General features: G+C 48.1%; 12 protein-coding genes. 6 read left to right on the top strand and 6 right to left on the bottom strand.

What is annotated here, in order from left to right; genetic code table 11:
* Positions 1–6: 6 nt before the first annotated feature.
* Together ACQY6I_RS13715 and ACQY6I_RS13710 are read left to right on the top strand one after the other, a co-directional pair.
* Positions 7–747 (top strand): DUF4194 domain-containing protein, encoded by a 741-nt coding sequence (locus ACQY6I_RS13715; RefSeq protein ID WP_428242059.1) that lies wholly within the window; start codon positions 7–9, stop codon positions 745–747.
* A 3-nt stretch (positions 748–750) separates the two neighbouring features.
* On the top strand, positions 751–4,395 hold the full coding sequence (locus ACQY6I_RS13710; RefSeq protein WP_428242058.1) for an ATP-binding protein: 3,645 nt from the start codon (positions 751–753) through the stop codon (positions 4,393–4,395).
* A 454-nt stretch (positions 4,396–4,849) separates the two neighbouring features.
* On the opposite strand, the gene ACQY6I_RS13705 is transcribed toward ACQY6I_RS13710, so the two are convergent.
* The gene (locus tag ACQY6I_RS13705; protein ID WP_428242057.1) at positions 4,850–5,329 is read right to left on the bottom strand and encodes an AAA family ATPase; all 480 of its coding nucleotides are present in this window, start codon (positions 5,327–5,329) and stop codon (positions 4,850–4,852) included.
* A gap of 174 nt (positions 5,330–5,503) precedes the next feature.
* On the opposite strand from ACQY6I_RS13705, the gene ACQY6I_RS13700 reads away from it, so the two are divergent.
* Both ACQY6I_RS13700 and ACQY6I_RS13695 read left to right on the top strand, forming a co-directional pair.
* Positions 5,504–5,686: a hypothetical protein gene (locus tag ACQY6I_RS13700; RefSeq protein WP_428242056.1), complete on the top strand. Its 183-nt coding sequence runs from the start codon at positions 5,504–5,506 to the stop codon at positions 5,684–5,686.
* 429 nt (positions 5,687–6,115) lie between these two features.
* Positions 6,116–6,682 carry a GNAT family N-acetyltransferase gene (locus ACQY6I_RS13695; RefSeq protein ID WP_428242055.1) on the top strand — a complete coding sequence of 189 codons (567 nt, stop codon included), beginning with the start codon at positions 6,116–6,118 and terminating at the stop codon, positions 6,680–6,682.
* A 76-nt stretch (positions 6,683–6,758) separates the two neighbouring features.
* Here ACQY6I_RS13695 and ACQY6I_RS13690 read toward each other — a convergent pair whose 3' ends face one another.
* The 4 genes from ACQY6I_RS13690 to ACQY6I_RS13675 form a co-directional block, all read right to left on the bottom strand.
* Positions 6,759–8,345 carry a GLUG motif-containing protein gene (locus ACQY6I_RS13690; RefSeq protein WP_428242054.1) on the bottom strand — a complete coding sequence of 529 codons (1,587 nt, stop codon included), beginning with the start codon at positions 8,343–8,345 and terminating at the stop codon, positions 6,759–6,761.
* A 342-nt stretch (positions 8,346–8,687) separates the two neighbouring features.
* On the bottom strand, positions 8,688–9,590 hold the full coding sequence (locus ACQY6I_RS13685) for a DNA-3-methyladenine glycosylase 2 (RefSeq protein ID WP_428242053.1): 903 nt from the start codon (positions 9,588–9,590) through the stop codon (positions 8,688–8,690).
* Positions 9,580–10,278 carry a 2OG-Fe(II) oxygenase gene (locus ACQY6I_RS13680; protein ID WP_428242052.1) on the bottom strand — a complete coding sequence of 233 codons (699 nt, stop codon included), beginning with the start codon at positions 10,276–10,278 and terminating at the stop codon, positions 9,580–9,582. Before ACQY6I_RS13680 ends, ACQY6I_RS13685 begins: the two co-directional genes overlap by 11 nt.
* A complete protein-coding gene (locus tag ACQY6I_RS13675) occupies positions 10,275–11,021 on the bottom strand; it encodes a bifunctional transcriptional activator/DNA repair enzyme AdaA (protein WP_428242051.1) in 747 nt (248 codons plus the stop codon). Before ACQY6I_RS13675 ends, ACQY6I_RS13680 begins: the two co-directional genes overlap by 4 nt.
* 219 nt (positions 11,022–11,240) lie before the next feature.
* Between ACQY6I_RS13675 and ACQY6I_RS13670 the strand changes: the two genes are divergently transcribed.
* A complete protein-coding gene (locus ACQY6I_RS13670) occupies positions 11,241–12,353 on the top strand; it encodes an AAA family ATPase (RefSeq protein WP_428242050.1) in 1,113 nt (370 codons plus the stop codon).
* Between the two features lie 90 nt (positions 12,354–12,443).
* Positions 12,444–14,114 carry a methyl-accepting chemotaxis protein gene (locus ACQY6I_RS13665; protein WP_428242049.1) on the top strand — a complete coding sequence of 557 codons (1,671 nt, stop codon included), beginning with the start codon at positions 12,444–12,446 and terminating at the stop codon, positions 14,112–14,114.
* Here ACQY6I_RS13665 and ACQY6I_RS13660 read toward each other — a convergent pair.
* Entirely contained in the window at positions 14,087–14,896 is an 810-nt protein-coding gene (locus ACQY6I_RS13660) for a putative DNA-binding domain-containing protein (protein WP_428242048.1), read from the bottom strand. The genes ACQY6I_RS13665 and ACQY6I_RS13660 overlap by 28 nt on opposite strands.
* Positions 14,897–14,899 lie beyond the last annotated feature (3 nt).

Genomic DNA, 14,899 nt, shown 5'->3' with positions numbered 1-14,899 from the left:
ATTTTTATGTTGAATGCACTGGAAAACCAGCTTGAAAAACAGGGCCTGCAGTTACGTGACTTTACTGAACTGATGATCCGGCTGATGGATTATGGTGTGATTTGTCGCGATGAAAGCCAGGTTGAACAGGTCCTGTATGACCGTTTTATGCGTTTGGAAAGTCTGGTCGAGGATTATCTGGCGGTACTCAGTATTCGTATGCAGCATGACCGGAAATTTCAGTTTGTGCGTTTGTTTCCGCCAGGAGCAGAAGTACCGGGTATGGACGCAGAGGAAGACACTCCATTCAATGGTGGTTTTCGGGTTCGCCTGAATCAACACGAAGTTGCCTTGGTACTGGTATTGCGGAGTCTGTACGACAAAGCCCTCAGAGAAGGACAGGTTGATGAACATGGTAACGTTGTTGCCTCTCTGGAAAATATAAACATTGCCATGAAAAATCTGCTTAAGCGAACTCTGCCGGAAAATGTGACCGAACGTAAAACTTTGTTTCGTCGTACCCGTCAGCTGCGACTGATCAGTCTGAATCCTGAAGCATCATTTGAAGATACTGAGTTGTGGTTGCGTATTCGTCCAATGATTATGAGCTATGTCAGTGGTGACGTTCTTGCTTCTCTGGTTGAGGGGATGGATCATGAAGCCGCCGCTGGGGGCGAACCGATAGCTGAACCGGATACCGGTGAAGAAGAGGAAGAGTTGATTGTTAATCAGCACGCGTCTGTTTTTGATCAGGACGAGGCGGAGTAAGCCATGTATCTGAAAAAATTTCTTTATGTCAACTGGGGTAATATTCCGGCTTTGGAATTTGATTTCGGCCCCATTAATCTGCTCAGTGGCGGCAATGGCTCTGGTAAAACGACGGCTGCGGATGCTATTCAAACCATCATGACCGCTGCGCATGATACCTTGTTCATGTTTAACCCTGGTCAGGACGAAGCCACCCAGCGTGGTCGCAACAAACAGGTCAGAACCCTGGCCAGTTATGTGCTGGGGTGTGACGATGGCAGTTATGCCAGGCCAGAAGGTGCAGTGGGCTATCTGGGGGCGGTGTTTTATCCGACCGAGGGCGAAACCGCATCACCTTTCACCGCTCTGATCGGAGTGTCTGCATCCCTCGACCGTGCTGGTACTCAGGTTGTGGCACGCCAGAATGATATGCAGTTTTTTATCTGTCCGGCAGAGGAGCTGGCGCTGGATGATCTGGTAAAAACCGATGCCACCGGTGGCAAACAGGTTGTGTCCATGGATGCACTCACCAAGCAGGTGCGTAAACGCTGCGGGGTGGATGCGATAGAAAAATACGATACCAAACGGCAGTACCTGCGGCGTCTTTATGGTGCTCTACGTGGGCGTCGGGATGGTGTTACGGAAGCAGAGGCGCTGAATGCAGCTCGTGCTTTCAGTCGTTTTATGGCTTACAAGCCGGTCAAGAGTATCAATGGTTTTGTGGCTCATGAAATCCTGGAACCCAAAAACCTTGGTGAAGCCATTCGCAGTATTTCAGAGCTGATGAAAACCATATATGCGATGGAGAGTGAAGCCACCCGATTGAAGGAAACTGCAGGTATTCTGGAAAGTACCCGGGCCAAATCCGATGCCTATATCGAACAATGGATTGAGCATCATGTATTGGAATATCTTGCTGCCAGAAGTCGTTATCTCAAAGAGCAAAAAGCTTATCTGGATACCAAAGAACAACAGAAAAATATTCGCGAAGCCATCGATCAGTCCAGAAAAGATCGAGAACTGGCTGCCCGTCGGCGTGATCAGTTACATGAGCAATTGGTAAATATCGAAGCCCAACGTAAAGGTATCGGTGCGTTACAGGCCAAAGATGAGTACGAAAAACAGATCCGCAGTAATACCGATAAGTTGCATGCGCTGGTGCCGAAGTTGCTGGAACAGGTCAAAAGCCTCGAAGGTGCGGCCCAGGCCAATCGGTCTATTCAGCAACTGCTGTCGCAATCCTCACTGTCGGCGGATATCCCCGAGCTGGGGCAGCGGTCACTGTTAACTCAGGTCAAGGCTGTGATCGCCAAATCAGAACAGGAGCAGATCGATTTTCCCCGTTTGCTGGGCAAGGATCTGGCAGGTCTGGCAGCACTTGAAGATCATCTGGACACTGCTCTGGTCAGTCAGAAGCAGCTGAATCAGTGGCGCGACACATGGTTCAATCATGAGCAGAGCCGTACGGGGATGAGTTTGCGGGATCAGGTTGCACGGTTGGTGGAACAACGTGATCAGAAGCTGCAGGGGATCCGGCGTCAGGTTGCCGTGAAGCAGGCGGATATCGATAGTCTGTCGACCATGCAGGTGAATTATCCGGCATATACCCGTGCGGCGATTGAAGCGATTCGGCGGGAATGTCCACAGGCAGACCCGAGAGTCTTGTGTGACTATATCGAGGTCATTGACCCGGACTGGCAGTCAGCGCTGGAAGGGTATATTGGTGGTGCGCGTTTTTCGATCATTGTCGAACCTGAATTTGAGGCCGAAGCCATTCGCATCGTCCGCAGTATGCCTGGGCGTGATAATCGTGCACGTGTGGTTCAGGGATCTAAAGCCCGTAGTGATGCTGAGCGAATGAAAGTCCCAGCCAACTCGATCGTCCATCTGATGGAATTCAACCATGCAGTCGTCAAAGGCTACATTACCGCCACCTATGGCAGTGTCGAGCAGGTGCGTGATGCTCAGGCTCTGACCCAGACCCGACGTGGCGTAACGGCTGCCGGCATGGGCAGTGGCGGTTATTCCATGTTTCGTTGTGACCTGCCTGATTCGGAGCTGGTATTTGGTAAAGGTGCGCGCGAGCGTGCGCTGGCGGCCAAAAAAGCAGAGTTGAATCAACTGGCCGTGCAGGCCAATGAGGCGGATCAGAGTATCATTGAAGCCCGTGATCTGTTGAGTGCCATCAATCAGCTACCGCATCTTGTTTTTGCGGATTACATGCAGTCCATGCTGGAATGCCATCGCAGTATTCAAACCGGCGAGCAGGCATTGGAAATGCTGGATCTATCTGATTTCGAGTCGCTTGAAATCGAGTTCAACCGGTTACGACAGCAGCAACAGGAACTGGATCAGTCCATTTCCTCATTGGACAAAGAGACTGGCGAACAGGAAAACCGCCTGAAAACCATTAGCCGGCGTTGTGAAGATCTTGCTGACCAGCAGGACGAAACATTGACTGTGGTGGAAACCCGGGAAGAGGATCTGCGTAATATCAAAACCGTCTGGCCTGAGTTTGATGCCGATGCCCGGTTAATCTCCGCGGATGAAGAAGCCAAAGATGTTACCCAGGAATTTGTCGATAACCAGGTACTGGCCATTGCGGCGGAACTGAACAGTAAAGCCCACGAAATTGAGCGAAACATTCTCGAACACAATCAACGGTGTACTCCGGGTGATGCTATTGTCTATCAGCCTGACTATGCTCTGGGCCATAATCAGACTTTCTTCAAAGGCATTTGCATGGTGCGCCGTGAAGCCGACCAGGTCCACAATCGCCTGAAAAATAATATTCTGGTTGATAAGCTCGATAAGCTTGTTGGGCTGAAAGAGGATTTCAACAACGCTTTCGTGACCAACTTGTGTCACTCCATTTATCAGTCAATTAATGACGGTAAGCGGATTCTGGAAAATCTGAATAAAGAACTCGAACATCATCGTTTCGGGGCCGACCGCGAAAGTTATCGGTTTGGCTGGGAATGGGTACCGGAATACAAGGAATACTGGACCTTCTTCAAAGAGATCATCAATGACCCGAGCCTGGGTGAGAGCAATACCCTGTTCAGTAGCAGTCTCTCGGATAAATCCAAAAAGATCCGTGATCAGCTGATGTCCATGTTGCTTGATGAAGACGAGCAAAAAGCCATGCGTGAACTGGAGCGGATTTCCGATTACCGTAACTACCGTAATTATGAAATCTACAAACAGCCCGAAGGCAAAGAACCTATCGCGCTGAGCCAATACGGTACCGGCTCCGGAGGTCAGCTGGAAACACCTGCCTACATTATTCGCAGCGCAGCAATTACCAGTGCGTTCCGTTTCAGTGAAGGGGATAGTCATCTGCGTATGGTGCTGGTTGACGAAGCATTCTCGAAGATGGACGAAACCCGCTCCAAAGAAGTTATTAACTATCTGACCGAAACACTTGGATTGCAGCTTTTATTTATTATGCCAACGAGTAAATCCGGACCATTTATGGACCTGATTTCTAATCAGTTCGTATTTACCAAAGTACCGCTGCCGGCGGGGCAGAAAACCGGTGAACTGGCTACCCGAGTGCTGGTTGATCGGCAAAAATGCAATCAGGATAAAATCAGAGAATTATGGGCCAACCATCGCCGTATTGTGATGCACCAGGGTGAGTTGGACTTCATGGAAGAATTCGCCTGATGGCGCTGCCGCTTCCCCGGTTTTCAAAACCGATTGAAGCGGCATTATCCTGTTTGTTTAAAGGGACGGTCAGCAAACATCTCAAGGGAAACAAGCGGCTTATACATAAGGTTCAGTGAAAGGAGCTGCGTCAAATACCTTGGTAATGATCAACTCAGACTTTTCTTTAAATATTTAAACGATCTTGGTCATCACGATCAGCTGTTTATCAGCTGCTCCCCCGCTGCGTTAAGAAAATATCGAAACAGAAGATATGTCTGATTGTTATGTGAAATGGAAGCCCTTTTCATCTCGCTACGGCAACTAAGGGGCCTCTGAAAAATCGGCCATTTTTCAGAGGTTCCCTAAATCTATCATGGAGACACCCACTCTTTATCTGGTCTGGGCATGTGCGTGGCGAAAGGGAAAATTAACTAAACGGGTGTTATTTTTTATCTCAGCCGCTCATTAACTGTCAATATGTCACCAGCCGGTTGTACTCTTCATCTGTTGGCTCTTCATACATAGAATCAAATAGTGCAACATCATGAGACTCTATTTTGAAAGATGTTTCATCGCTTCCAGAGTTTCTTTTCGAATTCCACTCCAAACGTACTTCATCTGATACCTTAAAATAGATAATAACCACCTCAAATCCGTGTTTTTGGAGTTCTTCCTTGTATTTCTGACGTTCGGTTTTTTTCCAGAGGCCCCAATCAAAAAGGACATCGATTCCATTTTCCAAAAACTTTAAAGCTTCTTTGAATTGATATGCACGGGCTCCCTCATATGAATTATCAAGCTGTTCACGTGTAGGTGAACTACCAAATATACTGAGCTGCAATTCATCTATTGAAAGAAAAACAGCCTTTTTTTCTGCTTCCATTTTACGAGCATAAGTGGTTTTTCCACTGGCTACCTTGCCAGTTAATAAGTAAGCGCAACCCTTATTCAAGTTTATACCTCAGAAAGTCAATATTGGTTTTTGTTGGGCAAAATACAAAGTGAGCATAGCGGACAAAATAATTTTTTATATTATACCTTCTCTCTGCATCAAGATAGTTGCCGCCGTTGTCATTTTATAGGCGTTATGAAAGGCCGATAAATCCAGTTTGTCTTCAATAAGCTGATGAAAAACGAACTCGAAAATGCCTGGGTGAAGCTGCGTCTCAAAATTGATAACAACTATCGTATGGATATACCTTGGCACGATAAGGTATTCGGAGCCGTTGTCTGGAATTCTCTTTGCTTGGGCTTTTCTTCAATGTCTCTGATGTTTGACTGGTTGGCCGGGTATTACAAAACAGCCTGACTGATAGGGAAAACGGTTCGGATGATCACTAATCTGCCGATTATCTGGATATGACATTTGCAGTGGTCTTTTGTGTAAAACACATCGGATTAACCGGTAACTTCGGCTTATGTATGTCTATTTATACTGCACTATGAAAGCGCTATAGATTGCTCCCCAAGATATGGATCAATCGAACATATGACCTCAGAACTAGGGTAGACATACCCTGGTTTTACCACTGGAGCAGTTTCGAGCTTTGAAGGTCCAATTTGTTGCCGTATTTGGTTTGGAGAACACTGAAATCCGCTTTTAGGGGTCAATCCTACAAATGGATGATAGGTATTTAATTTGCGATATAGCTCCCATGTTCGTGTAACTGGAACTTAATTGTCCGTTGTTTAGCTTGTATGATCGACGGCTGTTTCAACGTAAGCTGAGTCCTGTTCGATGCCAAACTTTATCCCTGTATTGGAAACTGAGCGTCTGGTCCTGAGAGGTTTTGATGAACGGGATGTAGACACTTTTGCCGACATGAATGCTGATCCACGTTTTAGCCGGTTTATCGGTGATGGCCGACCGCTGACTCGTACCGAGTCCTGGCGGTTGATGGCAACGTTAATCGGTCACTGGCAGTTGCGCGGTTTTGGGGTATGGGCGGTGGAACTGAAAGCGACCGGTGAGTTGATTGGTCGTACCGGGTTGTTTTATCCCGAAGGTTGGCCGGGGATAGAGCTCGCCTGGGCTTTTCACCCGGATGCCTGGGGGCAGGGGTATGCCACAGAAGCTGCGCTGGCGGCACGTGACTGGGCGTTTAACATTGCCAGGCTTGGGCATCTGGTGAGCATTATCCAGCCCAATAATGAACGTTCCAAACGGGTTGCCCAGCGTATTGGTGAGCGCTATAGCCATCGGGATATTATCAATGGCATACCGGTCGTGATTTTCAGTGTTAATCAGCATGAGCTGGAAAGAGAACCGCTGACTCTGACCCATAGTGTTGCTGAGTCGGCATAAGCGGCCCGGTTATGACCGAAGAACGAGCCGGGTTAAGCCCTGCCATGGTAAGGAAGACTTAACCCAAGTTGCGACATTATCGTAATGTTGGATATTCAGTAGGTGTACCGAAATTCCAAATGCTGGAACTCCAGCCGTAATACAGTCTGGCCATGCAGGTTGAATCTCCCGGGAAACGCGGGCACTTAAGTTCTTCGCTGGTGTAGCCTGTGCCGGTTGCGCTGCTGGTTTGTCGGGTTGTTTCGATATTCCAGTAGCTTGCTATATTTCTAAAGTAGCCATCGGTGTACCAGCTTGGAAGACTTGATGAGTGGTATGTAATCTTACTGACCAGTCCACCTGTCTGATAACTGCCTCTGACAGATCCCAAAGCGTAGGTCCGGGCAACGCGCACGGTAGAGAATTTGGTAATATAAAAATACCCTATCAGTCCAGCGACATTGTCACTGCCACTGACCTTGCCGGTTGCATAAGAATCCTCTATCGTAAAAGAGTCATCATCATCGCGTACTTGGCCGATTAAACCCCCGACATTGTTGACCCCTTCTACGATGCTAGATGCATAACTTTTAACGATCTTAATAAACACAATTCCATCCTCTCCATACATTTCGACCATACCGATTAACCCGCCAATATTATTACCTCTCCCTATCACTCTTGTATTCGCATGGGAATTGGATACATCTAATGCGTTAAGTTCGGTATATCCGCGGGTATAGAGTCTGCCGATAAGACCTCCCACTTTTGAGTTTCCAGTGACTCGTCCCTCTGTCTCGCCATAAGTCAGTTTGACATAGCCGCCATGCTGACCAAGCAGGGCACCCGCCAGTCCACCTACATTATCTTGGCCATATACAAAACTATTGCTGCTGTTGTGTTCTATGGAAATGAAGGAGTCTTCCATCGCGCTGTAAACGTAACCGACTAGCCCACCGACATACCAGGAACCCTGTACAACAGCCTCAACTCGATTGTTGAGAACATATGTATTTGATCCCCATAGCGTAATGTTGCCAATCAGACCGCCTACGTCAGATTTTCCGATCACACTTATCGTGCTGTAGACATTTTTGATAACGGTGGAGTCCTGAAAATTACGGTTTCCTATCTGGCCCACCAGACTACCGGTATCGTTATTGCCATATACTTTAGCAAGTGTGCCGGTCAGGGAAAGGTTACGGACTGTGGCATTTACCAGGACCGAAAAGAAACCCACATTATTGTCTTCACTGCGTCGGATATAAAGGTTTTTGATGGTATGTCCATTGCCTTCGAAAACCGCAGAAAACGAATTTCTCCCAGTACCAATGGGCACCCAGCCACTACCATTATTCCAAGACAGTTCATCAGATAACGTTCCGTTGCCATTGGTATCGAAGTCCAGATCGTTCACTAGTTCATAACCAAAACAACCGGAGGCCGGGCAGCCTTCGCTGTTGCTGTCGCCATATTCATCAGTCAGGCTGGTGCCGAAAAGGTTGTAGCGCATCTGATTGAGTTCTTCTAAGGTTTCGATTTCGATCAGACCGTCATTGTCGAGATCCACATCTCCAGAGTTGGCTGCCCCGGCAAATACAGGTGTGAGTATCAGAGACAATAGTATGCTTGATAATGGTAGTAGCGTTGTTAGGAATTGAAGAAATTGCTGAAATACTTTCATGGAAATCTCCTTGGTACGAATACCTTTATTGTTTTCATTGGTAAGAAAACTTCAAAGACCGCCAAAGAAGATGGCAAGAGAATGCGAAAACAGGTCCTTTTTCTTGTCAGTTAATGTAGAGCATATAGAGGTATATGTTAAATGCTAAGTTTGCATATTAACTTGATGGCGATATGAAGATTTTTGGGGTGGATTGGTCAGACCGTTTGCTATCATAAGTATTTTGAACATTGTCAGGCTTAGCCTGAAGACGATGGAGGAAATCATCTGACGGTTCATTGTGCGTATGAGTCCGACCATGTTCTTTTAGCGAAGGTACAAGGACGCAAGAGTTTTATTTTTTCAGTAACCCGAAGTGCTCTGCTGTGCCCATAAATGAGCGGCCATCAGCGCTCGCCAAGGAGAGAACTGTTGCAGCCATTGTTCGGTATAACGTGCATCCACAGGTGTTTCCATATTGAGCAGGTGTTGCAGGTTGCGACGGACGGCGACATCTCCATGCAGCGATCCATCCAGCCAGTTAAACCCTCTTAATAACGCATAACTCACGGTCCACGGACCGATACCTTTGATGCTCAGAAGTTGTTCACTGAGTTGGTTGGCGGTTTCTGTTGTCAATGTATTGGGTAGTATTGGTATTGCCTGAATCCATTCGGTCAGCCCCATCAATGCCTGAATTTTGGTGTTCGAAAAACCGCAGCCTTTAATGTCTGCCTGATCCATCCGGCTGACAACGTTGGGGTCGGGGAAACAGTATAAGTCGTTGAGGGTGCACTGACCCGCGGCCTGAATAAACCGGCGGCGAATTGCGATAGCGGCTGTCAGGCTGATTTGCTGACCAATAATTGCCCAAACCAGGGCTTCGTAAGCAGAGGCGGCCTGGGGAATTCTGAGCCCTTTATTCTGGCGTAACAAAGTACCAACTTGCGGGTGGTCGCCAAACATCTGTTCAAACTGCTGGATCGGTTGAGACAGACCCAGCATATGGGTTGCCAGTGTCGACAATGAATTGCTTTGCGGGTCGGGTTCTTTGGCGGCTGTCAGTTGCACGTTGATCTGATGTGCACTGAATCCGATCTCTAGCTGACAGGGAATGCCCGACAACATAAGTCCTTTAGTCAGGCTGTCGGTACCGACGCGCTCGGCCACCGCTTCCTGGTCACGACGATGAAAATCCAGAAAATCCTGAATCCGAAAATGGTCTGGCAGTTCGAGAGTAAGCTGTTGGTGATATTCAGTTGGCATCGTGAAAAATAATTCCCAGCATGTAACGTTGTCCAGAATGAATACGGCTGACGCCATGACGCATCTGCACACGGTGATAACCTCTTGACCCCTGGGCCGGACGATATTGTACCGGAAATACGACTGCATCCCCTTGAGCCAACGGCACGACTTCGATACGCGATTGCATGCGCGGTCGTTGTTCGGTCAGAGCAAATTCACCGCCCTGAAAATCAGTACCGGGTCGTGACAGCATAATAGCCATTTGCAGCGGAAATACATGCTCGCCATAAAGGTCCTGATGCAGGCAGTTGTAATCACCTGCCTGATAACGCAGCAACAAAGGAGTGGGGCGAACCTGACCATGTTGATGGCAGCGCTGCAGAAAATCATCCAGCTGCTCTGGAAAATGTTGGTCGAGTTGTAATCTGTCGGCCCAGTCATTGGCAATTGGCGACAAAGCCGCGTAGCCCCATTGCCGCAACTGATCTACCGGTGCGGGTAGTGGGTAGTCAAAATACTGATATTCACCGGCTCCGAAATTGTAACGCTGCATCACGATACGACTGCGAAATAGCGATGCCTGTTCATAGCTAGTACAGAGGTGCTGACACTGTTCCGGGGTCAGTACGCTGTTAATTCGGGCATATCCGAATTGCGCCAATGATTGTTGAATCAGGCGGCTGTCCAGCAGTGGCAGGGTCATCATAGCTGCTCCCTGGCCAGTAAAGCCTGTTTGCGCTCAATGCCCCAGCGGTAGCCGGAGAGGCTACCGTTACTGCGAACCACCCGATGGCAGGGAATGACCACTGCCAGGGCATTGGTTGCACAGGCCCGAGCCACTGCCCGAGCGGCTTTTGGGGCGTTGATGCGGGCGGCGACCTCGGTATAACTCTGCGTTTGTCCTGCTGGAATATCCTGCAGTGCCTGCCATACCTGTTGCTGGAATGAACTGCCGCGTATATCCAGTGTCAAATGACACTGAGCTGCGGGATGCTCAATCAGGTTGATCACCTGGGCGACAGTCTGTTCAAGTGTTTGATCGGCCCGGGTAGGTTGTATATTTGGAAAACGATCGTGCAGCTCTCGCACCAGTGTTTCGGGGGTATCGCCCATCAGAATGGCGCGTAAACCTACGGTGCTTTTGGCCACCAGAACCTGACCAAGACTGCATTGATCGATGCTGAAGCTGAGCCTGGCAGTTGTCTGAGGTGTCGTCCATTGATCCGGCCGGCAGCGCTTACAGGGACGATAGCCAGCCTGTTCTGCGGCTTCCGGGCTGCTATAAAATGTCACATTTTCCGGTTTGGCACGTCTTGAAGGACATGAGGGGCGACAGTAGATACCGGTGGTGCGAACGCTGTAGACAAACTGTCCGTCGGCGTGGGAATCCCTGGTCACTACCTGTGCCCAGCGGGGATCATCCGTTGTCACAAGAGGATGAGTATTCATAGTCAGACTTCCAGTTGATGGCGATAGGTACCAATGTAATGCAGTGACCGGGGAAAACACTTCGTATATTGCGCTTGAATTCAAATAATGGATATTGATTGGCTATATTCAATAGTGGCTATTAGTAAATGACAAATATTTACTTGTGGTATCTTGGTGATGTCAACATAATGGCATATACCCCAAGTATATGTTTTTTATTTACCAGGAGTAATGGTCATGGAAAACCCATTTCAGTTTGAAAAACTGCCCTCTCCAGAGAATTTTTTTGGCCGTGAACAGGAAGCAGAAAGGCTTCGGCAACTCATTCTGGATGGTAAGAATGTGTTGCTGTTCGGTGATCGACGCTATGGTAAGACCAGCCTGATCTATCATGTCTTCCAGTCTTTGCCGGACACTAAGCTGCATGCCTTTGCGGATTTGTTTTCCTGTGTTGAATCTTATGATGTGGCAGTTGCCATGTATAAAGCCGTTTACAAAGCACTGCCGTTTTCCATCGAACGCAAAACCAAAGAATTGATGTCAGCATTTAAGCGATTGAGCTTTGAAATGCAGCCGACTTCCAGCGGTTCTTTGAAGTTTTCCCCCAAACCATTGAGTCGCGATTTTGATGAATTAATAGAAGATGCTTTGTTGGGCGCGGAACGTATCTGTGAGAAGCATAATAAATCTCTGGTCATCGCTTTGGATGAATTTCAACAGGTGGCAGAAATCAAAGACAAACGTATTGATGCGGTGCTCAGAACCCATCTGCAAAAACTGAAATATATTTCGTTTGTCTTCTCCGGCTCCAAAAAAAGTATTCTCAGTAATCTGTTTATCAATCGGCAAAAACCACTCTATGGCATGTCTTCATCCATATCGATTTCCGGTATTGAGATGGGGGAATTTAAACAGTATTGCGAGCAACGCCTTGAGACAGAGTTTGAGCCGGGGGTGTTTGAACATTTGTACGAGCGTACCCGCGGCCAGACCAAATTAATTCTGCAAACGGGGTATTGGTTGTATGCCAATCAGCTGGCATTGACTTTTGAATCGGTCAATCAGGTGATTGATCTGATCATTGCGGAGAAAGATGAAGAGTTTCGGCTATTGTTCAGCAGCTACTCCGCCTTACAGCGAAAAGTGTTGAAAATGGTCGGAACGTTCAATGGCAGAAATTTGTTTACTAAAGAAAGTCTGGAACGTTTCGATATTACTAAGCAATCTCTTAATCAGGTACTGACAAAACTGATAGATGTTGGTGACTTACAGAAGCAGGAAGACGATACGTATGTGGTATCTGACGTGCATTTTCATTTGTGGATCGTAAAGTCGTTGGGCGGGTTATAAACTCTAATTGCGAAAATGACCGGTTTTATTGGTGTGTCGAATATGAAAATATGGCTGCACCGATAAAGTAGTCGGCTAGCGGAGGCGGCGGTGAACATTAAAAATAAAAACAATCTTCAGGTTTTAATCCCCGCGCTTGCAGGGGCTGTTGTCTGTGCGGCGTTATTGTCGGCAGTTGTTTCTCAGGGGTGGTTGCTGGCATCGTTGACAGCTGTTTGCAGCGTTGTACTGACCTTTTGGATCAGCTATTTTCGAATCCTGGCACCGATACATGAGGATGTTCTCCATTATGAAGAAATGATGGAGAACGGACCCGAGAGTCATGGTGATCTTGCAGAGAACATGCATACACCGCAGTTCCGGCATGCAGTTGAACAGTTGAAAATGTACCATGACATGACCCGGAAAGTGGCAGAAAAAGGTGGCGTGATTGCTATTTCCGCAGCGGAGGTATCCTATGCGGCAGATACGCTATCGCGGAAGTTCCACCACGAAGCCGAGGATATCACCGAGATTGCCGGAAATTCCAAAGATATTGAAGCTACATTGGATGACATTGTCGAGCGTACCCGCCAGGCGGTTGCCAGTGCTTCAAACGCAAAAGAAGTCAATGAGGTTGGCTACCAGTCTGTTCAAAAAATCGTGCCGCAAATGCACGCCACGCGTGATCAGGTTTCACAAAATGCTGAGATGATTGCGAATCTGGAAAAAAAAGGAGCGGAGATTTTTCAGGTCACCGATATGATTCGGGAAGTTGCGGAACAGACCAATCTGTTGGCTCTGAATGCTGCCATTGAAGCAGCGCGAGCTGGCGAACAGGGACGCGGTTTTGCTGTCGTGGCAGATGAAGTCAGAAACCTGGCCCATAAGACCAGTAGTGCAACAGCGCAAATTACCACCACGGTGAACGAAATCAATCAGGCCGTTAAAGAATCTGTTGGCAATACCCATTTGCTCATGAAATCGATCGATGAGAGTGTGAGCCAGACGAACCTTATTGGTGAACAGTTACAGGCCATGGCGGATTATTCCGAACAGGTGGGGAGTGAAATCGAACAGATTGATGGCAGCCTGCAGAGTAATCGCGATAACCTGCACCGGATCATCAATATTATTCAATCCACTCGCGATCGGTTGGCCCATACTGAGCAGGATATCAGTAGTATTTCCTCTCAGGCGTTATCATTATCCGATACCTCGGAGGACATCTACAGCGCGTTCGCCAAAGTGAAGATCGGTTCCATTCATGATGATATCCGGGCTGAAGCAAGTGCCGCCGCAGTCGCGGTTGGACAACTGTTCGAACAAGCGATAGCCGGGCGAGAAATCAGCGAACAGGACCTGTTTGACCGCCATTATCAACCGATTAAAAATACCAACCCACAAAAATTCAGCACCCGATTTGATACATTTACCGACCGTTGCCTGCCTGATATCCAGGAGGCGCTTCTTCAACGCAATCCGGAAGTATTGTATGCCGGTGCAGTGGACAACAACGGCTATTTTCCAACCCATAACAAAGTGTATTCGCAGCCGTTGACGGGAGATTATAAGCGGGATCTGGTGCACAACCGCACCAAACGTATTTTCGATGATCGTACCGGCTTACGCTGTGGCAGCCATACCCAACCGTTCCTGTTGCAGACGTATAAACGAGACACCGGGGAAATCATGCATGATCTGTCGGTACCGATTTACATCAATGGTCGTCACTGGGGCGGCTTCAGGGTAGGCTACAAATCTGCAGCGTCAAAATCCTGAGTTGTCAGATGAAGACTTTGCAGCATTTCTGCCTGAATCCACTTCTGCAGCAGGCCGATGGCAACCTGAGCGGTTTGTTCACCATACTGATCTGATAGTCGTTCACACAGCCCGGCAAAGTGATTACCCTGCTGAACCTGTTGGATCATTTCTGCCTCCTCAGAGCTGACGGACTGATAAGCGGTTTGTAACCCGGAACGCCAGATAAGCCAGTACTCACTGTCGGTCAGAGCCTGAATATCAGGAGGTGGGTTATCTTCCTTCAGTGCCTGCCATACCGCGACGGTATTAAATCTGTGCTCGCAAAGCCTGAATGTTGGGACAAATACGAACCCTAACCAGGGCCAATGTTCAGCTGCTACCGTTTGTAGTGCATCGGATTGCAGTGGCGTTGCATCGGCACCGTCAAACGCTGCCCGCAGATATCTTTCCCAGTCGCTAAGTTCTGCCAGAATACCATGCTGTTGATACGGCTCTGTCTGCCGAATAAAGGCGGGTAATTGTTCCCCGAACCAGCGAATTGAGGTATGACTGGATGGATGCGACAAAATGTATTCCTTGGCCAGCTGACTGAACATATCGTCACCAATCAGGCCATGCACCGTTGGATAGTCCTGCTGCAGCACTTCCTGCAACCGCTGAAAATATGCATTATGATAAATCGCCATTCGCTGGGCGGCACTCAAGGTTTCCGTGTCCAGTACGGCGTCAATTGGTCTACTCTGTGGCGCGCTGATCGCGCTCAGAAAATTCTGTTGCAGGGATGCAAGGGTTGAAGACATGGG

Origin of the sequence: Gynuella sp., from assembly GCF_050297175.1 — a bacterium.
Lineage (GTDB): Bacteria > Pseudomonadota > Gammaproteobacteria > Pseudomonadales > Natronospirillaceae > Gynuella.
Note: the sequence above shows the minus strand (reverse complement) of the source record. Positions and strands in the feature narration are given on the sequence as shown.

What these genes read in the sequence shown, in the direction of transcription:
- ACQY6I_RS13680 (WP_428242052.1), bottom strand. Translation starts at nt 10,278, where the DNA reads ATGATGACCCTGCCACTGCTGGACAGCCGCCTGATTCAACAATCATTG.
- ACQY6I_RS13715 (WP_428242059.1), top strand. Translation starts at nt 7, where the DNA reads ATGTTGAATGCACTGGAAAACCAGCTTGAAAAACAGGGCCTGCAGTTA.
- ACQY6I_RS13710 (WP_428242058.1), top strand. Translation starts at nt 751, where the DNA reads ATGTATCTGAAAAAATTTCTTTATGTCAACTGGGGTAATATTCCGGCT.
- ACQY6I_RS13700 (WP_428242056.1), top strand. Translation starts at nt 5,504, where the DNA reads ATGAAAAACGAACTCGAAAATGCCTGGGTGAAGCTGCGTCTCAAAATT.
- ACQY6I_RS13685 (WP_428242053.1), bottom strand. Translation starts at nt 9,590, where the DNA reads ATGCCAACTGAATATCACCAACAGCTTACTCTCGAACTGCCAGACCAT.
- ACQY6I_RS13675 (WP_428242051.1), bottom strand. Translation starts at nt 11,021, where the DNA reads ATGAATACTCATCCTCTTGTGACAACGGATGATCCCCGCTGGGCACAG.
- ACQY6I_RS13695 (WP_428242055.1), top strand. Translation starts at nt 6,116, where the DNA reads ATGCCAAACTTTATCCCTGTATTGGAAACTGAGCGTCTGGTCCTGAGA.
- ACQY6I_RS13670 (WP_428242050.1), top strand. Translation starts at nt 11,241, where the DNA reads ATGGAAAACCCATTTCAGTTTGAAAAACTGCCCTCTCCAGAGAATTTT.
- ACQY6I_RS13660 (WP_428242048.1), bottom strand. Translation starts at nt 14,896, where the DNA reads ATGTCTTCAACCCTTGCATCCCTGCAACAGAATTTTCTGAGCGCGATC.
- ACQY6I_RS13690 (WP_428242054.1), bottom strand. Translation starts at nt 8,345, where the DNA reads ATGAAAGTATTTCAGCAATTTCTTCAATTCCTAACAACGCTACTACCA.